The following is a 23,061-nucleotide window of genomic DNA, read 5'->3' on the forward strand; positions in this document are numbered from 1 at the left end:
GCCCCCCGCAGCGTTCAACCACAGGTTTAACGTGAATACTGCGCTATTAACCGCACACAGCTCAGGTTTCGCCGGTGGGTGCCCTGCTGCTTACGCTTAAACGGCGGGCGGCGGCGCTCACGCTACGGGCGATATCAACGAAGGGCGTGACGATCAAGCCGTAGAGGCTCAGGTAGCGCTCATGGTCGCCCTCCCCTGTACCGAAGCTGATGACCTCCGGCTTGGCGCGGGTGACGTAGAGCGTGCCGAACAGCCAATCCCAGAGTGACAGGTTGGTCGCAAAATTCTTATGGAAGTGCCGGGGGGCGTCACTGTGGTGGATCTGGTGCTGCGCCGGGCTGTTCAACACATGCTCGATGTGTGGCCCGAAGGACAGCCAGACATGGCTGTGGCGCAAGTTGGCCGCCAGCGCGTTGCAGATAAACACCAGGTAGGTCACGCCAAACAGGGTGTAACGGCTGATTTCGCCGCCGCAGAAGTACCAAAAGATCCCGGCATACAGCCCGAGGCTGATGGCACTGGCCAGTTGGCCGATGATTTTCTCGACAAAATGCACCCGGCTCGCGGTCACCGGCACCAACACCGGTGCCGAGTGATGGACCTTGTGGAACACCCACAACCAACGGCAATGAAACGCGCGGTGAACCCAGTAATGGGTGAAGTCCAGCAGCAAAAACACGCCCAGGCCGTAGTACAGCGACAGCGCCAGGTTCTGCCCCAGTTGCGGACGCGCGCCCCAGAGGTTGTTAAAAAAGGCCATGTAATCGCCGGCGTGCAGGATATAAGGGTCAACCAGGCCGACGATGGGCACTACCAGGGCGACTTTAAGAATGGCCCGCACCAAGTAGTAGCGGTAATCCAGCAACGCCGAGCGGTGGAAATTCACCCGGCTGCCGCCGATGAACTGCCAGAACGAGCGCGCGTCGGTCAGCTGGCGCTGCGCCCGGTAGCGAAACAAGGCATAGCCGACGGCATAAGAGATACACAGAAACAGCACGCCGAAGCGGCCGTTGAGGTCGAAAATGCCGGCAAACTGAGCGATAGCAGGCTCTATCAGCAGCTCGTTCAGGCGCTCATAACTGGTCGAGAGAACACCCACGGCAGGCTGGCCTCGGTCAAGAAGGGCGCAAATTATAGGCAGGCACGCGCCCCTCGTAAATGCGAACGCTTATCTAAATTATTTTAATAACCTGGCTAAACAGACACATTTGCCCGTACCTGCCGCTCAAGGCTGGTGCATGTTCCGCGTATTAGGGGGGCTAGCGCTGGCGTAGGCACGCCGCAAGCCTGACACCCAGAACGGCGTCAGGCGTAAATCAGCTGGGGTTACTTTTTGTCGTTGTCCTTATCTTTGCTCATCTCGTGACCAATCACGCCGCCCACCACAGCACCCGCACCGGTGCAGAGCACGCCACCACAGAGCAAGTTACCCGCCACGCCGCCAACAGCGGCCCCGGCGGCAGTACTCTTCTCTTGATGGGTCATATTGGAGCAACCGCTCAGCCCTAAGGCGGAAAGCAGAATGCCGGTGGAGACAAGCTTGAAAATGTTCATATCAGTACCTCGGTGTACAACAGGTGAAAAACCCTCGCGCTCGACCTTCTCACGCGCGGGCAACGCTTCACTGTACGCTTAGTTAAGCGCGCTCACCGGGATATCGTCGTACTGGAAAATGTGCGGTCGGTTTAAGCCTGCGAGGGTTGCTGGCGAAGGCGACTCATTTACCTGAGCCGTGGCCTGCGCTTAATCGCACATCACGCACTGCTTGCGCGTAAAGGCGACATGCTCCACCGGTCGGCGGGGCCATAAGCAGGCGTGTCTGGATTAGCGACAGAGTGATCCGCGCTGAGGCTTAGGGCGCGCCAAACATGGCCGTCCAGTAAATCCCGGCATCGCTTTTCGGGTCGTTGGCGTAGGCCGCACCCAGTTCACTGAACTGTGGGTTCATCAGGGTGGCGCAATGGCCAGGGCTGGCCAGCCAGCCGTCGATCACCTTGCTCGCCGTGTCCAGCCCGGCGGCGATGTTCTCGCCGATGCGCTGGCCGCTGTAGCCGGCCAGTTCCGCGCGGTCGCCAGGGGTGCGGCCGTCGGGGTCTTGATGATCGAAGAAATTAAGGTTGGCCATGGCGCGGCTGTGAGCTTCGGCGGTGCTGCCCAGCGTGGCATTCCACTGCAGCGGTGCGGCGGCGGCATAAGTCTGGTTGCCACACTGGCGCGTGTGCCCGCGTGCGCTATTGAGTTGGGCGAGCAGCTGCTGCCCTTCTGCCTGCCAGTCGCCCAGGCGGGCGGTGAGGAGCGGGCGAGCCAGGAGAATGCGCCAGTCGCGGCCCTGCTGATGGATGCCGATGTCGACAAACTGCGGGTCCAGGACGATTTTGCAGAAACTCTGCTGCAGTACCTCTAGCGCAGCCGCCGCATCGCGTGGGCCAGACAGGCTAATCGCCTGCACATTGACCATCGGGTAGCCCGCCGCACTCATCGCCTGCTGCAAGTCCCCAGCGCGACCGATGGACTGCACCAGGCGTGGGTCGGCCGTCAGGGGTGGTAACTCGGCAGAGGCCTGAGCGCCACAGCGCTGCACTTCACTGCGGTAGCTGTTGATCAGTTCGAGCAGCTGCGCCTCATCAGCGGCCTGCGCGCCCGTGACCATCAACAGCCCCAGCATCAGGGCGACAAACGCCCGCCTGAATAACCTGCTACCCATAAAATCCCTCGACCTGACGATGCCGATACGGCGTGCCTATGACAATCACGCACTGATCTTGGCGCACCTCGCGCGCGGAAACCAGCGCGACAACGCCCCTGAAACGACAGCGCCCCCGCAGAAACTGCGGGGGCGCATGGATAAGGGTTTAAGGCAGCCTGCTGTGCGGCCGGCTGTGCTGCTTACTACGGCAAGGCGCGCAATTGCTCCTCGGCGAGGAAGTCTTCACGCAGCAAGGCATCCTGACCCGGAATATCAAGGGCCTCATCATCGGCCTGCAGCGGGGTGGCGCGCTTGCTGCGCAATTTGCCGAACTGGTGCTCAAGGGCGTGATGCAGTTTCTCGATGGCACCATCGATGGACTGTTCCAGAGACTCCGACTTGTGGGTAACAGACAGCGGCTGCAGGCCCTTTGGCCGTGCTTCGATCTGGCAGCGCTTGTCATGCGCACCGGCTTTGGCACCGTTGTCGTCATGCAGGTGGACAACAATACGCGTCACTTCGTCATCGAAACGCTCCAGCTTGCTGGCAACACTGGCGCTCACCCACTCAACCAAACGGGCATTGCCTTCGATGTGTTTATCGCTGTGAACTTGGATTTGCATAAAGCTTTCCTTCTTCAACTGTTCGCGAATAGCGTCGCCTACCAGGGCGACAACTCCAGACTACGCCATTGCGCCCCCCTTTAGGCAAGCCCTAAGACGTTGGTCTTAGCTACAAATCGGCGCGCACGCCCCACTCAACTCGCTGTAAGCCTTGTGCGCTGTGCATTTCAGCCCGGGGCGGCAAATCAAACAAAGTTTATCCGCGGGCTGATTTGCCACGTCCCAGGCGAGCCGTTGCCGTATTTAACTCTTGAGCCGATAACCGGTTTTGAAAATCAAGCCCACCGCCAGGATGCACAGCAGCAGAAAGCCGAGAATCATCGCCAGGCTCAGGCCGACGTTAACGTCGGAGACGCCGTAGAAGCTCCAGCGAAATGCGCTGATCAGATACACCACCGGGTTGAACAGGGTCACCGTCTGCCAGGTCGGCGGCAGCATGCTGATCGAGTAGAACGCGCCGCCGAGGAAGGTCAGTGGCGTGACGATCAAGGCCGGGACGATCTGCAGCTTTTCCCACCCGTCCGCCCAGACGCCGATGATGAAACCAAACAGGCTGAAGGTCAGCGCGGTGAGTACCAGAAACGCCAACATCCAGAACGGGTGGAGAATCTCGAAGTCGACAAACAAGCGCGCGGTAAACAAGATCACCAGGCCGAGAATGATCGACTTGGTGGCCGCCGCGCCGACATAGCCAATGAGGATTTCCAGGTAGGACACCGGCGCCGACAGCAGCTCGTAAATACTCCCCGAATACTTGGGCATGTAGATGCCGAACGAGGCGTTCGAAATGCTCTCGGTGAGCAGCGCCAGCATGATCAGCCCCGGCACGATAAACGCGCCGTAACTGACGCCCTGCACCTGGGTCATGCTGGAACCGATGGCCGAACCGAACACCACGAAATACAGCGAGGTGCTGATCACCGGGGTGGCGATGCTTTGCAGCAAGGTGCGCCAGGTGCGCGCCAGCTCGAACAGGTAGATGGCGCGGATTGCATAGAAATTCATCGACGCGATTCCTGCACAAGGTTGACGAAAATATCTTCCAGCGAACTCTGGCTGGACTGTAAATCCTTGAAGTCGATGCCGTGCTGGGCCAGGTCCTTGAGCAGTTCGGCAATCCCGGTGTGCTCGCTCTGCGCATCGAAGGTAAACACCAAGGCGTGGCCGTCGTCCGCCAGTTCCAGCGCGTAACGCGCCAGCTCGGCCGGGACGCTCGCCAGCGGTTGTTGCAGGTGCAGGGTCAGCTGTTTTTTACCGAGCTGGTGCATCAGCGCCTGCTTGTCTTCCACCAGAATGATTTGGCCTTTGCTGATCACCCCGATGCGGTCGGCCATTTCCTCGGCCTCTTCGATGTAATGGGTGGTGAGGATGATGGTGACGCCGCGCTCGCGCAGGCCGCGCACCATGTTCCACATATCACGGCGCAGCTCCACATCGACGCCGGCGGTGGGCTCGTCGAGAAACACAATCTGCGGCTCGTGGCTCAGCGCCTTGGCGATCATCACCCGGCGCTTCATGCCGCCCGACAGCTCGAAAATCTTCGCGTCGCGCTTATCCCACAGCGACAGGTCCTTGAGCAGTTGCTCCAGGTAGGCCGGGTTAGGCTTTTTGCCAAATAGGCCACGGCTGAACGTCACTGTCGCCCAGACGCTTTCAAACACATCGCTGACCAGTTCCTGCGGCACCAGGCCGATCTGGGAACGCGCCGCTCGGTAGTTCTTGATGATGTCCTGACCGCCCACCAGCACGCGCCCGCTGCCCGGATTGACGATGCCGCAGATGATGCTGATCAAGGTGGTCTTGCCCGCGCCATTGGGCCCGAGCAAGGCAAAAATCTCGCCCTGGCGAATATCCAGGTTGATGTTCTGCAGCGCCGGATGACCACTGGCGTAGGTTTTGCTCAGTTGTTGAATCGAGATCACCGCTTGCACAGGACCGCCTTCTCTGGGGAAAAGATCAATTGTAAGGAAGTTGCCCCAGGCTTGCGCACTTGCTGATGGTTTAATCGGCATGCCGCGGCTAATTCATTCAGCAGCGTTGAGCAGCAGCGGACACGGCTGCTAGGCTGGCGCAAGTTTTACTCATACAAGGAATGCACCATGGCTCTTCGTCACGCGCTCGCCAGCCTTAGCCTGCTCGCCCTACTGGCCGGTTGCAGCTCGCAGCAGCCAGCACAGTCCGTGGCGGAAATCAGCGGGGACTGCACGGTCGAGCAACTGCAAGGCATGCGCGGACAACAGGCCAGCGCCAAACAGATCGAGGAGCTACAGCTCAAGGCCAACGCCAAATTTGTACGCGTACTGGCACCCGGCGACGCCGCCACCCTGGACTACAACCTGCAGCGCCTGAATATTTATATCGATGAAAGCGAAACCATCACTCGCCTGACCTGCGGCTAGGCGTGGTTAACTAAGCCAGACAGACCGGGCATACTGACGCACCTGTAACCCAGCTGGCCGCCTGCCTCCATGCGTATTCACGTCACCTTTATCGACCGCGTTGGTATCACCCAGGAAGTGCTGGCCCTGCTCGGTGGGCGCAACCTCAACCTGGATGCGGTGGAGATGGTGCCGCCCAACGTCTACATCGACGCGCCGACCCTCAGCCCCGAGGTGCTCGACGAGCTGCGCGAGGCGCTGTTCAAGGTGCATGGCGTAAAAGCCGTGAGTATTGTCGACATCCTCCCCGGCCAGCGCCGCCATCTGCAACTCGACGCCCTACTCGCCGCCATGACCGATCCGGTGCTGGCAGTCGACAGCCAGGGCCGTGTGCTGCTGGCCAACCCGGCGTTGCTCGAACTGTGCGGCCAGCAGCCTGAGGGGCTGGGGATTGGCGAGTTGTTTGCCGACCCGCAGTTGCAGACCGAGATGCTAGCGCAGGGCTTTCGCCTGCCCATGCGCGAAATCACCCTCAACGGTCAGGCCCTGCTGCTGGATGCACAACCGATTAGCGAAAGTGTCGACGGCGGTGCGCGGCACCTGGCCGGCGGCCTGCTCAGCCTGTATGCGCCGAGCCGCATCGGCGAACGCCTGGCGGCGCTGCACCATGACCACGCCGAAGGATTTGATTCGCTGCTCGGTGATTCTGCGCCGATCCGCAGCCTGAAAACCCGCGCTCAGCGCGTTGCGACTCTGGATGCGCCGCTGCTGATCCAAGGCGAAACCGGCACCGGCAAGGAACTGGTGGCACGCGGCTGTCACGCCATGAGCACGCGACGTACTGCGCCGTTTCTGGCGTTGAACTGTGCGGCATTGCCGGAGAACCTCGCCGAAAGCGAGCTATTCGGCTACGCCCCCGGCGCCTTCACCGGTGCCCAGCGCGGCGGCAAGCCGGGGCTGTTGGAGCTGGCCAACCAGGGCACGGTATTCCTCGACGAAATCGGCGAAATGTCGCCTTACCTGCAAGCCAAGCTGCTGCGCTTTCTCAGCGACGGCACCTTCCGCCGGGTCGGCGGCGAGCGCGAGGTAAAGGTCAATGTGCGCATTCTCAGTGCCACCCACCGCGACCTGGAGCAGATGGTCAACGAAGGCGCGTTCCGCGAAGACCTGTTCTACCGCCTCAATGTACTCAACCTGGAAGTGCCGCCGCTGCGCGAGCGCGGCCAGGATATTCTGCTGCTGGCGCGGCATTTTATGCAGCAGGCCTGCGCGCAGATCCAACGCCTGCCCTGCCGGCTGACGCCGGACACCTACCCGGCCCTGCTGAGTAACCGCTGGCCGGGCAATGTGCGCCAGTTGCAGAACGTGATTTTCCGCGCGGCGGCCATTTGCGAAAGCAATCTGGTGCAGATCGATGACCTGGATATCGCCAGCACCGCAGTCGCCGCGCAACAAAACGAAGGCGACATACACAGCCTGGAAGCCGCCGTGGCTGAGTTCGAGAAAGCCTTGCTGGCCAAACTCTACCCCAGCCACCCCTCGACCCGGCAGCTGGCCACGCGCCTGCACACCTCGCACAGCGCCATCGCCATGCGCCTGCGCAAATACGGCATACCCGGCAACGGTTAACGGATGGGCGCGCTAATTGCGTGCGCCAACGCCCGAGACCATAGCGCGAGCAATGCTCCAGCCAGCATTCGCCACAGATAATTACCCACCTACCGCGACGGACTCATTGGTCACAGTCGCGGAAGAAATCCGAGCCTGGTCAACATACCTGTATATATTGAATGGGGACGCAGTGCGTATTCCAAGGCAGCTACGCGTGAGAAACCGAGGTTATAAACATCGAAGGCTAATGGTGCATTGATCCGCCTAGGGCTGGCAGAACCTTGGATTGTTGTGCCTGCATCTATTACTGCAACGCCTATTGAGCCCAGCTCAGGCAAGGCTGAATGCCAAGTGATGAGATTGACGAGTCAGGGTAAGTTTATTTGATTGAAAATTAAGGATCATGCTCATGGCATGGCGTTTGCTAGGTAAAGCAAGGGTGCGCCTTAGGAAGGAGTGAAAAATGCCCAAAAGTTTTTATGATGAGATGTACGACAACAAGGGTGACCCACGCGCCCATTACGAAAGCTTCTCTCGCTGGCTGGCGAATACGCCACCAGAGCTTTTGGCACAGCGCCGCCGTGAAGCAGATCTCTTGTTTCACCGCGCAGGTATAACCTTCACGCTTTATGGCGATGATCAGGGCACTGAACGCCTGATCCCCTTTGACACCATTCCACGCAGCATTCCACGCAGCGAATGGAAGATCATTGAGAGCGGCTGTATTCAGCGCGTGCAAGCGCTGAACATGTTCCTCACCGATCTGTATCACGATCAACGCATTATCAAAGCCGGCATCATCCCCCCCGAGCAGATCCTGGCCAACGAAGGCTATCAGATGGCGATGCAGGGCCTGGACCTGCACCGCAACCTCTACGCGCACATTGCCGGCGTAGACTTGGTGCGCGACGGCGATGGCACCTACTACGTACTGGAAGATAATTTGCGTACACCGAGCGGCGTCAGCTACATGCTGGAAGACCGCAAGATGATGATGCGCTTATTCCCGGAGCTGTTCGCCTCGCAACGTATAGCGCCGATTGATCACTACCCCAGCATGCTGCTCTCAACCTTGAAAAGCTCAAGCCCGGTTGATGATCCTTATGTTGTGGTGTTGACGCCAGGGCACTTCAACAGCGCCTACTTTGAACATGCATTTCTCGCCAGGGAAATGGGGGTCGAACTGGTCGAAGGTGCGGACCTGTTTGTACGTGACGACAAGGTGTTTATGCGCACCACCGCAGGGCCAAAGCAGGTCGATGTGATCTACCGGCGGCTGGACGATGCGTTCATGGACCCACTGGCGTTCAATCCGCAGTCAATGCTCGGTGTACCCGGGCTTTTGTCTGCTTATCGTTGCGGCAACGTATCCCTGGCTAATGCCCTTGGTACCGGCGTTGCTGATGACAAATCGATCTACCCCTACGTTCCGGAGATGATTCGTTTCTATCTGTCGGAAGAGCCAATTTTGGCCAACGTGCCGACCTGGCAATGCCGAAAAACCGCCGACTTGTCCCATGTGCTGGCGAATTTGCCGGAGCTGGTCGTCAAAGAAACCCAAGGTTCGGGTGGCTACGGCATGTTAGTAGGCCCGGCAGCGAGTAAAGCGGAGATCGAAGACTTTCGCGCGCGCTTGATCGCCAACCCCGCGGCCTATATCGCCCAGCCGACCCTATCGCTCTCTACGTGCCCAACCTTTGTCGAACAAGGCATCGCGCCACGGCATATCGACTTGCGTCCGTTTGTAATGTCGGGACGTGAAACCCGCCTGGTTCCTGGCGGCCTGACCAGAGTGGCACTGCGCGAGGGTTCGCTAGTGGTCAACTCGTCCCAAGGTGGCGGTACTAAAGACACTTGGGTAGTTGAAGAATAATAAGGGAGTGCATGGCATGTTAAGTCGCACAGCCGCTTCACTGTACTGGATGTCCCGCTATTTGGAGCGCGCAGAAAACTTGGCGCGCATGCTGGATGTCAGTTATTCATTGTCCTTGATGCCCCATGATCAGCACGGCGCAGGGTTAGACGAACTGGCCATGTCGCTGAAAATCACCGGCACATTTGAGCAGTATCAAGAACTGCATGGTGATTTGGATGCAGAACGCTTGTTGCATTTTTTTGCCTTGGACGGCGGCAACCCAGGCAGCATCTATTGTTGCCTGCGAGAGGCGCGCAGCAATGCCCATGCGGTCCGCGGGCGCATCACTTTGGAGATGTGGGAAAACATCAATGCCAGCTGGCTAGAGGTTCGAGAAATTGCCGACCAGGGCCTATGCACCTATGGCATCGGGCCGTTTTGCGAGTGGGTTAAGCGCCGCTCAAACCTCTTCCGCGGCTCTGCCTATGGCACCAGTTTACGCAATGACGCGTTCCGCTTTATGCGTCTGGGGATTTGCATCGAGCGCGCGGACAACACCCTGCGCTTGCTCGACTCGCGCTACGAGATGCTTGGCGAAGACGCCGACAACATCACCGACGGCTCGGCCTACGACTACTATCAATGGAGTGCATTGTTGCGCGCACTGTCGGCGTTCGAGGCCTTTATTGAGATCTACCGTGGCTCGCCAGGCAAACGTAAAGTGGCCGAATTACTGATTTTGCATGAAGACGTACCACGCTCATTACGTGCCTGCGTCGTCGAGATCAAGCAGATCCTTGATGAACTGCCCGAGCGCAGTGGCCGTCCTGCGCAATACAAAGCCGATGAAATGGAAGAGCGTCTTCGCCATATCGGCATCAGTAAGATTCTCAGCGGTGGGCTTCACCCATGGCTGTCAGAGTCGATCATGCAAGTGCGTGAGTTAGCGCGCGCTATCAATACGGCTTATCTGGAGGTTGCATGAAGCTATCCATCAGCCACGACACCACCTACAGCTATGAGCAAAAGGTGCGTTCAAGCGTTCAATACCTGCGCCTAACGCCGCAAAACAGCGAGCGGCAAAAAGTCATCGAATGGACACTGGAGTTGCCCGGCGCGGTCCGGGCGCAGCGTGATCCTTACGGCAATATTTTGCATGTACTGAGCCTAGAGGAGCCCCATGACTCGCTGGTGATTCACGCCAGTGGCCAGGTGGAAATTGACACCAGCTTTGACGGCGAGCATGACACGCAAGCGCCACAACCTTTTATGCGCAGCACGCCCCTAACCGAGGCCGATGCCGCACTGCGAGCGTTTGCACTGCAGCACTGTGGCGAGCGCCGAGACCGTGAGGCGCTGATCACGTTAATGCATGCACTGGCTCAATCGATGCCCTACCAACCGGGCTCTACCGAGGTCGACAGCACGGCTGCAGAGGCCTTTGCACGCGGCGCTGGCGTTTGTCAGGACCATGCCCATGCGTTCTTGGCGTGTGTGCGCAGCCTGGGACTTGCGGCGCGCTATGTGTCGGGCTACCTGTGCAGCGAGGACAGTGCGCACTTGGCCAGCCACGCGTGGGCAGAGGTCTGGCTTGACGGCGTGTGGTACAGCTTCGATGTCACCAATGGCTTATCACGCCCCGAGCGTCACTTGAAGTTGGCGGTGGGAATGGACTACCTCGACGCTTGCCCGGTAAGAGGCATGCGCCGTGGTGGTGGCGGTGAGCAAATGCATGCGCGCGTGCAAGTCAGCGAGCTGAACATGCAGATGCAGTCGCAGACTCAGTAAGTCTGCGAGCTAGGCTTCAGGTAGCGCTTCGTCCGCCGGGAGGACCGTCACCTTGACCTCTAGGGTCTGCTCGCCGCCACCCAGTACCACCCCGCGCAGCGGGGTGACATCACTGAAGTCGCGGCCCCAGCCTAAGGTGATGTGCTCATGCTTAACCAAGCAACGGTTAGTGGGGTCGAAATCGACCCAGCCCAAATTAGGGCAGAATACCGACACCCATGCGTGGGAGGCATCGGCGCCAATCAAGCGCGGCTGCCCCGGTGCCGGGTGGGTCAGGATGTAGCCTGAGATGTAGCGCGCCGGTAGGCCCAAACTGCGCAAGCAACCAATCATTAACTGGGCAAAATCCTGGCAAACGCCACGCCGCCCGGCCAGCACCTCAAGGAGTGGGGTGGCGATATCCGTGGCGCTGGGGTCGAATTCAAACTCGTCGAAGATCTGCTGAGTTAATGCCAGTGTCGCCTCTAGGTGGGGGCGGCCCGGGGTAAAGCTTTGCCGGGCATAGTCGGCCAACGCGGTATCACACAGAATATGTGGCGAGTCGAAAAGAAAGGGCAGCGCCTCGAGGGACTCTGGCTCAGGTGCAAGCTGCATGCTCTGCGCCAGACTTTCCCACGCTTGGCTGCCTTGTATCTGCTCAAGTCCGGGGCGTGGGCTGACTGTCACTCGAAAGTCAGACAGCACGCTCAGCGTGTGGTGGGGTTCGGTGAGCGTGACATGACGGGTCAGGTTGCCAAAATAATCCAGCCGTGATTGTTCATGCTCAGGCTGCGGATCGATCTGAATATGCTGAGACTCACACTGCTGGTAAGGAAAGTCGCGCGGGCTTAAATGCAGATACTGCTGCGAAAGGCTCACCTGATACGCATAGGTATAGTGCGTTTCATGGAGCACGCGGTAAGCGATGGGCGCGGTTGCGTCCTCATGGTTACTGCTCATAACGCCCCCTGTTTGCCATCAAAGCCTGCGGTGTAACTAAAGAAGCGAGCGCTGAGTTGCTCGGACAGCTGCTCGCTGGCTGTTTTAATTTGCTGCAGCAGGTCGAGCAAAGCACTGTTGCCACAATAGAGATCTCGGTCGGGGTCGAGTGCCTGCAGAGCATGCTGCACCGGCAACAACAGCGTTTCCCCCGCGCTGTCATAGCGCTGAGCAAGTTTATTGAGATTCTTGTTCAAGCCGTCTAGCTGGAACAGTAACGAGCGCGGATTGCCCTGATCGAGTAACAACAGATCCAACACGGGCAGCCATTCGGCTTGTGCCCGATAGCGAGAGCGGTAAGTGACGATGCTGTCGGACAGTTCCAGCAACCAATCCAAGTCGCTTTCTTCAGGCATTTGCAGGGCCTGGATAATGGCTTGAGCTTGAAACTGCAAGCGCTCCAAACGCCGCCCGATGGACATAAAGCTCCAGCCCAAATCGCGCGTCATACCGTCGAGGGCGAAACCGGACAGGCCCATCAACGTGGCGGTGGCCTCATCCAAGCGGTGCATGCTTTCAGCCTGAGACAAGGGCGTGTCATCTTCCACATGGTGATTCAGCATATGGTTGAGCGCACGCCAGTTGTCAGCGGATAGCCGTTCCCGCAGCTGCCCCGCACTAAAGTACAAACTCTGCTGCTGCCTAGCCAAACCAGGTGTGCGCGGCGACACCACCCCCAACAACAATGCAGCCTCAATTTGCTCATCGGTGAGTGGCACAGGCTCGTTTTGACTGGCCTCGACCTCATCTGCCGCGCCCTCAACCTGCTCTTCCCTGAATGTTGGCTGGATTAAGTAACTCCAGTAACACAGAGCTTTCACGGCATCCCACTCTTCGCCCCGTTCCTGCGGCGTGAACAACTGGTTGAGTGCTAGACGCGTCAGACGGGCAACGTTGTCGCAGCGCTCGGTATTGCGCCCCAGCCAAAGCAGATTCTCCGCCAGTCGACTGGACAGGTGAGCGTTATCGCGGATCAGGTCTTTGCCACGTGTGGTTCTGCTGATTTGCCGCGGCGCCGTATGGGCACTACGGCCCAGCACCCAGGTGTCTTTACTGCCCCCACCACGCTGCATGGAGATGATTCGGGAGTCGACACCCGTTGCGACCCGAGTCAGGCCACCAGGCATTACACAATAGCCATTTGGCGTGGCACACGCATAAACACGCAGACCAATTGCACTGGAAGCGAGCCCTTGTGGAGCGGAGGCGCTCCAGATTGGTGCATGGGATAAGCGCACCAGCTCCTGCGCGACATAATTGCGCGGGGTAGCGCGCATCTTGGCGATCAGTTTGTCACGGGCGAGGCCCTGTACATCCTTGCCGAAAACGGAGCGCTGTCGCAGTTGAGCGAAACTCGGTTTGATCACCAGTTGATCGAACTTGTCCAGCACCTCTTCTAACGCAGCCGGCTCGCCACACCACCAAGTGGCTACCGAAGGCATAAGCAACTCTTCACCGAGCAGTCGCTGGCACAGGCCGGGTAGAAAACCGAGCAATGCACCCGACTCGAGCAAATTGGAACCCAGACTGTTGGCAATCAGCACATTCCCCTGCCGTGCTGCCTCCGTCAGGCCCGCCACCCCAAGCGCTGACTCTGTGAGCAGTTCTAAGGGGTCACAAAAATCATCATCGACCCGGCGCATGATCACGTGCACCCGCTGCAGTCCAGACAAGGTTTTCAAGCAAACAATGCCGTCCCGCACAGTGAGATCGCTACCCTCCACTAACGGAAAGCCCAGGTGGCGCGCCAAATAGGCTTGCTCATAATAGGTTTCGTTGTAGGGGCCGGGCGTTAGCAGCACGACCAAAGGGGCCTCACTGGCGCGCAAGGACGCGCCGCTGCGCTCGGCACACTGCCGGCCCCAATGCACCATGCTGTTGCGCATGCTGGAGAAAAAGTCACCGAGGTCCTGCACTTTGAGTTCGCGCATTAAATCCGGATAGCTGCGCGAGAGAACACTGCGGTTCTCCAGAGCATACCCTGCACCGGAAGGCGCTTGAGTCCGGTCAGCCACAACCCACCACTTGCCATCGGGCGCGCGGGCCAAGTCTGCGGCATAAAAGTGCAAGGCCACCTGATCGGGATGCTTGATGCCGTGGGCAGGACGCAGAAAGCCTGCATTGCCGTGCACCAATGCGGCCGGCAACAGCCCTTCTTTTAACAGGCGTTGGTCGCCATAAACATCGCCCAAAATCTGGTTGAGTAAACCGGCGCGCTGGATAACAGCCGCTTCGATTCCGGCCCACTCGTCATCGGGCAAAATCAGTGGGAGCAGGTTCAGGTCCCATGGCCGCTGTATACCCTTGGTATCGGTATAGACGTTATAGGTCACACCGTTTTCACGAATCTGCTGGGTGACGGCATCGAGCCGTTGATTCATGCTCAGCGCCGACTCTTGCGCAAGGCTGCCGAGCATACCGCGCCAGTGAGCTCGGGGCTGGTGCTGGCTATCCAGCAGTTCATCATAGCTGCCAGAGGCTACTCGGTAGTCAGCTAGAAACTTGTCTAACATAGGTTAAATTCTTGTCTTCGCGAGTGATGCGGCAGTGCGCAGAGCCGCACCCGGCAGATGCCATTGGCGGATTTGGAACCTGCGCACCATCGCACAAGCTAGGGTGAAGCAAAACAAAACAGCCGCAGCGGCTCTATTGCCCCTAGGTCACTGAGCACACGTGGCTGACTTCAACGGCAGCGCTTGAACCGGTGTCTAGAAAGGCATCCAGCGCAAATCAAGGGTCAGCGGGAAGTTGGGATTCAGTGCCTCTTCAAATATGCGCATCGGCCCCGGTGTATGGCCGTGAGACCAGAAACGAGCAAACCGCCGCGCCTCTGCAGCATTGGCATTGACCGGTGAGCTTTCCTCGCTGCGACCACCTGGATGCACCACATGATAAGTGCAACCGCCGATCGCCCGACCACTCCAGTTATCGACCAGATCAAAGGTCAGCGGCGCCTGCACTTTAATGGTCGGGTGCAACGCCGACCATGGACTCCAAGCGCGGAAGCGAATGCCCGCAACATATTCGCCCGGCACGCCGGTTGGGTGTAACGGCACGCGACGACCGTTACAGGCGATTTCATGACGCCCATCGGTAAGCCCGCGCACTCGCAGTTGTAAACGCTCAACCGAAGAATCGACATAACGCGCAGTACCGCCAGCACTCATTTCTTCACCCAGCACATGCCAAGGCTCGATAGCTTGGCGTATTTCCATCTCAACCCCGGCATAGACCACAGTGCCAAAACGTGGGAAACGGAACTCGATGAAAGGGTCAAACCAGCGCTCTTCGAAGGCATAACCATGGGCGCGCAGGTCTTGCACCACATCACGGATATCTTGAGTAATAAAGTGCGGCAGCATCCAGCGGTCATGCAGCGCAGTGCCCCAGTTGACCAGCTTGGCTTGATACGGCTCGCGCCAGAAACGCGCAACCAAGGCACGTAACAAGAGCATTTGCAGCAGGCTCATGCGCGCATGCGGCGGCATCTCAAAAGCACGAAACTCAACAAGCCCCAAACGCCCTGTAGGGCCGTCAGGGGAATACAACTTGTCGATAGAAAATTCGCTACGGTGGGTGTTGCCGGTCAGGTCCACCAGCAAGTTACGCAACAACCGGTCCACCATCCAAGGCTTATCACCCGGTTGCATGGTTGGCAGGATTTGCTCCATCTGCTGGAAAGCAATCGCCAGCTCATACAGGTTGTCATCCCGAGCTTCATCAACTCGTGGCGCCTGGCTGGTAGGGCCGATAAAGGTGCCAGAGAACAGGTAGGACAAGGCCGGATGGTTCTGCCAGTAGGTGATTAAGCTTTTCAGCAAATCGGGGCGACGCAACATCGGGCTGTCTTCAGCCGTCGCAGCGCCGAGGGTGGCATGGTTACCACCGCCAGTACCGGTGTGCCGGCCATCGAGCATGAATTTCTCGGTGCCCAGACGAGTCAGGCGCGCTTCCTCATAAAGAGTAGAAACGTTGTAGACCAGTTCGTCCCAACTTGCGGCGGGGTGAATGTTGACCTCAATCACACCGGGGTCTGGGGTTACGCTGAGCAACTTGATCCGCGGATCACGTGGCGGCTGGTAGCCTTCCAAACGAATTTTCAGTCGCAGCTTACTGGCGGCATGCTCAACAGCTGTGACCAGCGCTAGATAATCTTCGATGCGCTGCAAAGGCGGCATAAACACATGCAAACGGCCATCACGCACCTCGACACACAGGGCGGTATGGATAACATCCTTGGGGGCCTGCTTTTTAGCCGCGTTTTCGGCGCTTTTCTTCCGCGTCACGGTGATGTTTTTGCTGGTACCACTTGGCGCTGCAAGCGTGCTGGCCAGTGGCGAACGCGGCGCAAAGGGGTCAACCTCAACCTCGACAGGCCGCTCCTCGGGCATAACCCACGGCAGACTGTTCAGCGGTAAACGCAGGCCCAGCGGTGAGTCACCTTCAGTTAAATACAGGTGCTCACGCTTGAGTGGCCACGCTGATGTGCGCCAGGCAGTGCCCAAAGCAATTTTAGGGTCAGTGGCTTGCGCTGCCAGCGGGATGACATAGCCCGCCACCGCACCCAAGCCTTTACCGAGCAAGCGCGCCAGGCGTTGGCGCTCTTCTGCTGCGGCCAGATCGAGCTTGAGTGGGTCGAGGTTGTTAGGTAACTGGTCCTCGCGCTGCGCCTGCAGCACGACATCTTCATAGGCGGCAATGGCCGAGCCTTCAGGCAAGCTCAGATTACGCAGCAGCTGCTGAGTGAATGCTTTGGCCTGCTCATCGGTGTAACCGTCTTTGCCGTCGTCGGCTGAAAACAAGGTTTCATCCAGCCACATCGGCAGACCGTCTACACGCCAGTAGATGTTCAACGACCAGCGCGGCAACGGCTCACCCGGGTACCACTTGCCTTGACCGTAATGCAGCATACCGCCAGGGGCGAAGTGATTTTTCAGGCGATGGGTCAACTGCCCTGCCAGCTCGCGCTTTTCCTTACCGTGGGCTTCCGTGTTCCATTGCGCGCCGTCCATATCATCAATCGAGACAAAGGTCGGCTCGCCACCTTGAGTCAGGCGTACATCCTGCTGCTTTAAATCGCGATCAACCTGATGGCCAAGTTGCTCGATCAGCTGCCAGTCTTCTTCGCTGTATGGCTTGCTCACCCGCGGATCTTCATGGATGCGGGTGATGGTCATCTTGTGAGCAAAGGTGACTTCGGCTTTGTCGGACAGACCGCTTATGGGGGCTGCCGATGAGGGCATGGCGGTGCACGCAAGAGGAATATGCCCTTCGCTGGCCAGCATGCCTGAGGTCGGGTCGAGGCCAATCCAGCCAGCGCCAGGAATGAACACCTCAGTCCAGGCGTGCAGATCGGTGAAATCTTGCTCAGTTCCGCTAGGGCCATCGAGCGCCTCTTGGTCGGCCCGGAGCTGGATCAAATAGCCAGAGACAAAACGCGCCGCCAAGCCAAACTCGCGCAGTATCTGCACCAGTAGCCACGCGGTGTCGCGGCATGAGCCGGAGCGCTTTTCCAGGGTTTCCTCGGGTGTTTGTACACCGGGCTCCATGCGCAAGGTGTAGGCGATATCACCCTGCAGGCGTTGATTCACCGCAACCAGGAAATCGTTGACGGGCAGCGGCTTTTTCAACAGTTCAGCCCGCGACTCCTTCAGCCATTGCTTAACCAATGGACCCACTTCGCCCGCTTTCAGGTACGCCGCCAGCTCGTGATTCAGTTGCGCCGGGTAGCTGAAGGGAAACTGCTCAGCGTATTTTTCGACAAAAAAATCAAACGGGTTGATCACCGTCATATCGGCGATTAAGTCGACAGTGAACTCTAAAACGTCAGTTTTTTCCGGAAAGACAAAACGGCCAATGTAGTTGCCATAGGGGTCTTGCTGCCAGTTAATGAAGTGCTTTTCTGGCGTGACGTTCAAAGAGTAAGAGAGGATCGGCGTGCGCGCATGGGGAGCCGGACGCAGGCGTACTTCGTGAGGTGACAGCCCCACGCGGCGATCATAGTGGTACGTGGTCTTGTGATGCAGGGCGACGCGAATAGCCATAGAAAACACCTTTGATTTAAAGGATTGCACTTCGGCGGGATCGGCCCTGCCATATCACAATGCTTTGTTAAAGAAACAAAGCAGGTTTCATGCCTTCACGCGCAGGTCAGCTCGAGAAAACTACTCGGGTGATTTAGACCGCAGCGCAGTGAGTAACAAGTTATAGACCGCATGCCCATTGTGCATACGAAAGATGAACGCCCCGCAATGGCGCGATTGAAGAGTTGTTACTAGCGGGCTCAGGCCAGTATACCCACGGCAGTGTTCTGATCACACCATGCTGTCATGTCGATATGAGCAGCAAGGCGTCAGCAACTCCGCCAAAAAACCGCGCCCATCAAAGCAACCAATAAATGCCAACAAGCCACATAGTAAAAGGTCGGCATTTAGCCGAGCTTTTACTATGTGGCTTGTTGGGAAGAGATCGACCTGCGGGTCTATCTCTTCGTTACAGCGGCGGTATCAGAGGGCGAACTTCTGCAGGTTGGCCATCATCTCTTTCATCGCTTCGATATTGTCTTTCGGATGGGCGGCACCCTCGAAATCGCAAATCTGCGCGAAGTTGGCTGCCACATCTTCCGGGCTGTAACCAGCACGCGGGTCGAAACCGGCACCCAGGCTGCGCTCCCAGCGCACTTTGCCCATCCAGCCGCCGCCGACTTCGAACAAACCGGAGGTTTCTTCGCAGGCATTACTGGCCAGGTACACCACCAACGGGCTTACCAGCTCTGGCTTAAGCTGCTCGAACACCTGCGGCGGAATCAGCCCTTCGGTCATGCGCGTGCCGCCGGTTGGGGCGATGGCATTGACCAGGATATTGTTCTTGCGGCCTTCGATGGCCAGGGTACGGGTCAGGCCATACAAGCCAAGCTTGGCCATGCCATAGTTGGACTGGCCGAAGTTGCCATAGATGCCTGAAGTGGACGCGGTGAAGATGATGCGCCCGTAGCCCTGCTCGCGCATATGCGGCCAGGCGGCGCGGGTAACCTTATAAGCACCCTCGACGTGAACCTTGTAGACCAGGTCCCAGTCGGCGTCGTCCATCTTGTGGAAGGTTTTGTCACGCAGGATGCCGGCGTTATTGACCACCACATCGATGCGGCCGTAGGTGTCCAACGCGCACTGCACAATCTTCTCACCGTCGGTCACCGAATCATGGTTGGCCACCGCCGTACCGCCAGCCGCGCGAATTTCCTCAACCACTTTGTCCGCCGCCGAGGCGTTAGCGCCTTCGCCATGGGTGCTGCCGCCGAGATCGTTAACCACCACTTTGGCGCCGTGTTTGGCGAACAGCAGTGCATGGGCGCGACCCAGGCCGCCACCTGCGCCGGTGACGATTACAACCTGGTCTTGAAAACGGATGGCGTCGCTCATGCAGCATTCCTCAGCAGATTAACAATGCCTCGAGTGTCCAGCAGGCGCGCTCTGGTCACAATAGATACGACCCGCGCTGAATAGTGCGCAATAAAGCAGCGGGATAATCACCATTGGCCTTGCTTGCACGTAAACAACAGCAGCGGCCACCGCCACAGCGCCGTGGCTTGGGCACCACGCGTCGCTTGCTTACTGCGGCTCCAGGGCCTCGCGAAAGGCCAGGTAATGCTGCAAAACCTGCTCTGGTGCCTCGGTCTGGGGGTAGTGACCAATGCCTGCAAGCAGCACTGTGTCGGCATCGGCGATTAACTCACGATAGCGCGCCACCATATGCGCACCGGAGATCGGGTCGACTGCGCCATCAATCACCCGTAGCGGCACCCCGGCTTTTTGCATCGCCGCCACCCAACGCTCGCGCTGCACACGGCGCTCTGGCATATAGCGAATCAGCCGATGCATCACGCCAGGCCCATTGTTTTCGGCGATCAGGCTCCAGAAGTCGTCCAACTCACTGGCGCTCGGCTGGGTGTGCGGGCCGAACACTTTGGCGAAACTGGCGGCCAGCTTGTTACGGCTGAACAAACTGCCAACCAGCGGACCAATGGGGCTGAGCAGCAGCTTCTGCACCAGCACCGGACGATGGGTTTCCGGGAACAAACCGCCATTGAGAAACACACAGCTGGCCAGTTTCAAGCGCTGCTCATGGTGCCGCGCCAGCAACTCTTGAGCCACGCTGTCGCCATAGTCATGGGCCAGCACGTGCACCGCCCCCCTGATGTGCAAATGCTCCAGCAGTGCCTGCTGCAGATCCGCCTGCTCCAGTAGGCTGTAGGCATGCCCGCGCGGTTTGGCCGAGTCACCAAAACCGAGCATGTCGCAGGCAATCACCCGGTAACGCGCCGCCAGCGGTGCCCACAGGTAATGCCAATCCCAGCTGGCGGTGGGGAAACCATGGATCAACAGCAGCGGTTCGGCGTGCTCGTCGCCCGCCACCCAGTAGCGCATGGCATGCCCTTGAAAGCTGAAACCCAGCCCCTGGGCGCGCCAATCTGCCAGTGGAATACCAGGCAAGGCACTCATTCGGCGTACCCCGGCATCTGCTGATCAAGTTTGCGCAGCAATGCCGGCCAGGCCAGCGAGCCGCCCATGCCTTGCGCGGTTTTCATCACCCCCGCGATCATCGCCTGAGCGCCGTCGAGAATCTGCTGCGGAATATGGATCAGCTCAGCACCGCCGCTCTGGGCCATGACTTGAATCTCGCAGGCGCGTTGCAAGGTGAACAGCATCAGGAAGGTATCGGCGATGCTGTTGCCCGCAGTGAGCAGGCCGTGGTTGGGCAGGATCATAAAGTTCTTGTCGCCGAGGTCGGCCTGCAGGCGGGCCTTTTCTTCATGATGCAGCGCCACGCCTTCATAGCCGTGATAGGCCAGGCTAGACAAGACAAACAGCGACTGCTGCGACAACGGCAGCAAACCCTGCTTTTGCGCCGAGACGGCAATCCCCGCGGCGGTATGGATGTGCGCCACGCAGGCCACCTCGTGACGCACCTCGTGCACCGCGCTGTGGATGGTGTAACCGGCTGGGTTGATGTTGTAAGGGCTGTCCATCAGCTTGCTGCCGGCGAGATCGATCTTCACTAGGCTGGACGCGCTGATTTCATGGAACATCAGGCCGAAGGGGTTGATCAGAAACTCTTCGCAGCCGGGAATCTTCGCCGAAATATGGGTGAAGATCAGGTCATCCCAGCCGTGCATGGCAATCAATCGGTAACAAGCCGCCAGGTCGACGCGGGTCTGCCACTCGGCGGCAGAGACTTGATCCTTGAGGCTAACAACAGGCAAAGCGTGGGCGGCGGTCATGACGGATTCCTCGGCAGTTCTTATTAGACATGCCAAGGAGTCTAGCGAGCGCCCCGGTAAAGATGAGTCGCTCTAGCGGCCAGCGTGCTGACCTTACGGGTCATATTCAGCGAGGCGCGGCCCACGCAGCGCTGCGTGGGCCGCCGAATTAGCCTTGTAACGCCTGAATAAACTCGGCCAGCCACGGCTCGGCGTCGGTTTCCGGGGTTACGCTTTCACTGCTGTCCAGGCGCAGCATCGGCTGTACGGCAGTAATGCCCAACTCGGCAAACAACTCGCTCACCAGCTCGCCGCCACCACAGAAAGTGTCACCATAACTGGCGTCGCCCAGGGCAATCACCCCACCCGGCAGGCCGCTCCAGGCGGGCATATGGTCACGCAAGGCGTAGTACAGCGGCTGCAGGTTATCGGGCAACTCGCCCATACCGGTGGTCGAGGTCACCGCAAGAAACGCCTCGGGGGCAAAGGCCTGAATCTCGGCCAGACTGGCCCGCGGGTTGTGCCAGGCCTCAAGGCCCGCAGCATTCAACAGACGCTCGGCGTGGCGAGCAACTTCTTCGGCGGTGCCGTATACCGAGCCGGAAAAGACGGCGATTTTCATGCAAAACTCCGAAACAGACAGAAGCAAGTCGATAAGCCCGGCATTATGCCGCAAGTAGACAGCCCGCCCGGATGTTTTAGAATGCAGCGCACATAGACTGGGAAATCGCCTCATGATCAACGCCAAACTGCTGCAACTGGTGATCAACGCCTCCAACGACGGCATCGTGGTTGCCGAACAGGAAGGTGACGACAACATCCTGATCTATGCCAACCCCGCCTTTGAGAAGCTCACCGGCTATACCAGTGAGGACATTCTTTATCAGGATTGCCGCTTCCTCCAGGCCGGCGACCGCGACCAGGCAGGCCTGGACGCCATCCGCGAAGCGGTGAAAACGCAGCGCCCGTGCCGGCAGATCATCCGTAACTACCGCAAGGACGGCAGCCCGTTCTGGAACGAGTTGTCGATCACCCCGGTGGTCAATGACGCCGACCAGCTGACCTACTACATCGGCATCCAGAAAAACGTCACCGAGCAGGTCGAGGCGCAGGAGCGCGTCAAGCTGCTGGAGGCCGAACTGGCCACACTCAAGGCCGAGCTGGCCCGGCTGCAGGCGACGACCGGCAGTAACTAATCCCGGCCATCGCGGTCATAGCAGCTACTGAGCTTGATATAGACCGCGACCATGCAAGAACAGGCACTGCTGACCGAAGAAGAACTGGCGTTTATTCGCCAGTTGCATCAACCCGCAACGACGGAGCAGCGCCGCCAGCCGCCCCTCGCGGCAGATATTGGCCAACAGCTCAGTGAGTTACTCGCGCACTGCGCAGTCAATGAACCCTTGAGCCTGCATGCGCACATCGCCAATCAACTCCTGACTTTTAACCTGCAGCTCAGCCAGAGCGGCAGACGCGCGCCCCAGCTGCAACTCAGCGCCCCGCAAATTTTCGACGAAGGTGAAATCAACCGCGCCTGGCGCTCGCCCCTGCCCGAACCATTGCCGCTGCACACCCAGCAGGCGCAACCCAGCGACCTATGGATTCACCAGTTATCGATGAATGGCGCGCTGATCGAGCATCGGGCACGGCGCAAAGCGCCGAAACGCTTCCAGCTGGTAATACCGGTGGACGAACAGACACCGATTGCCGTGACGGGGGTGTTTGTCCGTGAAACCGAGAGCGGCTTGCTGGCCTACCAACTGCACGCGCTGGATCCGCAAAGCGACGAGCAGCTGCGTCAGTTCATCTACCAGCAGCATATCCAGCAAGAACAGCGGCTAAACACAGCCAGCTGAGCAGGCAACGGCTCAGTACAACCCCGCGAG

General features: G+C 58.9%; 20 protein-coding genes. 7 read left to right on the forward strand and 13 right to left on the reverse strand.

All coding sequences use genetic code 11. The features are described from left to right. Positions 1 to 61: 61 nt before the first annotated feature. From Q0V31_RS00375 to Q0V31_RS00400, 6 genes are all read right to left on the reverse strand, one after another. Entirely contained in the window at positions 62 to 1,099 is a 1,038-nt protein-coding gene (locus Q0V31_RS00375) for a sterol desaturase family protein (protein WP_298182897.1), read from the reverse strand. Between the two features lie 227 nt (positions 1,100 to 1,326). After that, positions 1,327 to 1,554, reverse strand: coding sequence for a glycine zipper 2TM domain-containing protein (locus tag Q0V31_RS00380; RefSeq protein ID WP_298182900.1), 228 nt, complete (start codon positions 1,552 to 1,554; stop codon positions 1,327 to 1,329). 298 nt (positions 1,555 to 1,852) lie between these two features. Next, entirely contained in the window at positions 1,853 to 2,665 is an 813-nt protein-coding gene (locus Q0V31_RS00385) for a CAP domain-containing protein (RefSeq protein WP_298190828.1), read from the reverse strand. Between the two features lie 224 nt (positions 2,666 to 2,889). Further along, a complete protein-coding gene (locus tag Q0V31_RS00390; protein ID WP_298182902.1) occupies positions 2,890 to 3,309 on the reverse strand; it encodes an HPF/RaiA family ribosome-associated protein in 420 nt (139 codons plus the stop codon). 243 nt (positions 3,310 to 3,552) lie between these two features. Further along, complete coding sequence (locus Q0V31_RS00395; RefSeq protein WP_298182904.1) at positions 3,553 to 4,314, reverse strand: ABC transporter permease; 762 nt, start codon at positions 4,312 to 4,314, stop codon at positions 3,553 to 3,555. Further along, positions 4,311 to 5,240 (reverse strand): ABC transporter ATP-binding protein, encoded by a 930-nt coding sequence (locus Q0V31_RS00400; protein WP_298182906.1) that lies wholly within the window; start codon positions 5,238 to 5,240, stop codon positions 4,311 to 4,313. Before Q0V31_RS00400 ends, Q0V31_RS00395 begins: the two co-directional genes overlap by 4 nt. A gap of 168 nt (positions 5,241 to 5,408) precedes the next feature. Here Q0V31_RS00400 and Q0V31_RS00405 point away from each other — a divergent pair, with 168 nt between their 5' ends. The 5 genes from Q0V31_RS00405 to Q0V31_RS00425 all read left to right on the forward strand — a co-directional run bounded on the left by Q0V31_RS00405 (position 5,409) and on the right by Q0V31_RS00425 (position 10,941). Further along, a complete protein-coding gene (locus tag Q0V31_RS00405) occupies positions 5,409 to 5,708 on the forward strand; it encodes an I78 family peptidase inhibitor (protein ID WP_298182909.1) in 300 nt (99 codons plus the stop codon). Positions 5,709 to 5,777: 69 nt separating this feature from the next. Further along, positions 5,778 to 7,316 (forward strand): sigma-54-dependent transcriptional regulator, encoded by a 1,539-nt coding sequence (locus Q0V31_RS00410; protein WP_298182911.1) that lies wholly within the window; start codon positions 5,778 to 5,780, stop codon positions 7,314 to 7,316. 445 nt (positions 7,317 to 7,761) lie between these two features. Further along, a complete protein-coding gene (locus Q0V31_RS00415; RefSeq protein WP_298182914.1) occupies positions 7,762 to 9,171 on the forward strand; it encodes a circularly permuted type 2 ATP-grasp protein in 1,410 nt (469 codons plus the stop codon). A 16-nt stretch (positions 9,172 to 9,187) separates the two neighbouring features. After that, positions 9,188 to 10,138 carry an alpha-E domain-containing protein gene (locus Q0V31_RS00420; protein ID WP_298182917.1) on the forward strand — a complete coding sequence of 317 codons (951 nt, stop codon included), beginning with the start codon at positions 9,188 to 9,190 and terminating at the stop codon, positions 10,136 to 10,138. Beyond that, complete coding sequence (locus Q0V31_RS00425; protein ID WP_298182920.1) at positions 10,135 to 10,941, forward strand: transglutaminase family protein; 807 nt, start codon at positions 10,135 to 10,137, stop codon at positions 10,939 to 10,941. The genes Q0V31_RS00420 and Q0V31_RS00425 overlap by 4 nt, the downstream gene beginning before the upstream one ends. A gap of 9 nt (positions 10,942 to 10,950) precedes the next feature. Here the strand turns inward: Q0V31_RS00425 and Q0V31_RS00430 are convergent, their stop codons facing one another. The 7 genes from Q0V31_RS00430 to Q0V31_RS00460 all read right to left on the reverse strand — a co-directional run bounded on the left by Q0V31_RS00430 (position 10,951) and on the right by Q0V31_RS00460 (position 21,797). After that, positions 10,951 to 11,880, reverse strand: a complete 930-nt coding sequence (locus Q0V31_RS00430) for a transglutaminase family protein (RefSeq protein ID WP_298182923.1) — start codon at positions 11,878 to 11,880, stop codon at positions 10,951 to 10,953. Then, positions 11,877 to 14,432 (reverse strand): circularly permuted type 2 ATP-grasp protein, encoded by a 2,556-nt coding sequence (locus tag Q0V31_RS00435; protein WP_298182926.1) that lies wholly within the window; start codon positions 14,430 to 14,432, stop codon positions 11,877 to 11,879. Before Q0V31_RS00435 ends, Q0V31_RS00430 begins: the two co-directional genes overlap by 4 nt. A 195-nt stretch (positions 14,433 to 14,627) precedes the next feature. Further along, entirely contained in the window at positions 14,628 to 17,963 is a 3,336-nt protein-coding gene (locus tag Q0V31_RS00440; protein ID WP_298182929.1) for a DUF2126 domain-containing protein, read from the reverse strand. Between the two features lie 462 nt (positions 17,964 to 18,425). Further along, on the reverse strand, positions 18,426 to 19,337 hold the full coding sequence (locus Q0V31_RS00445; RefSeq protein WP_298182932.1) for an SDR family oxidoreductase: 912 nt from the start codon (positions 19,335 to 19,337) through the stop codon (positions 18,426 to 18,428). Between the two features lie 189 nt (positions 19,338 to 19,526). Next, the gene (locus Q0V31_RS00450) at positions 19,527 to 20,417 is read right to left on the reverse strand and encodes an alpha/beta hydrolase (RefSeq protein ID WP_298182935.1); all 891 of its coding nucleotides are present in this window, start codon (positions 20,415 to 20,417) and stop codon (positions 19,527 to 19,529) included. Further along, a complete protein-coding gene (locus tag Q0V31_RS00455) occupies positions 20,414 to 21,196 on the reverse strand; it encodes a class II aldolase/adducin family protein (protein ID WP_298182939.1) in 783 nt (260 codons plus the stop codon). The genes Q0V31_RS00450 and Q0V31_RS00455 overlap by 4 nt, the downstream gene beginning before the upstream one ends. A 148-nt stretch (positions 21,197 to 21,344) precedes the next feature. After that, positions 21,345 to 21,797 (reverse strand): flavodoxin, encoded by a 453-nt coding sequence (locus Q0V31_RS00460; protein ID WP_298182942.1) that lies wholly within the window; start codon positions 21,795 to 21,797, stop codon positions 21,345 to 21,347. A gap of 112 nt (positions 21,798 to 21,909) precedes the next feature. Between Q0V31_RS00460 and Q0V31_RS00465 the strand changes: the two genes are divergently transcribed. Then, complete coding sequence (locus tag Q0V31_RS00465) at positions 21,910 to 22,371, forward strand: PAS domain-containing protein (protein ID WP_298182944.1); 462 nt, start codon at positions 21,910 to 21,912, stop codon at positions 22,369 to 22,371. Positions 22,372 to 22,422: 51 nt separating this feature from the next. Beyond that, entirely contained in the window at positions 22,423 to 23,031 is a 609-nt protein-coding gene (locus Q0V31_RS00470; protein ID WP_298182946.1) for a hypothetical protein, read from the forward strand. The last annotated feature ends 30 nt before the right edge of the window (positions 23,032 to 23,061 follow it).

It is taken from the genome of uncultured Pseudomonas sp., from assembly GCF_943846705.1.
Taxonomy (GTDB): Bacteria; Pseudomonadota; Gammaproteobacteria; order Pseudomonadales; family Pseudomonadaceae; genus Aquipseudomonas.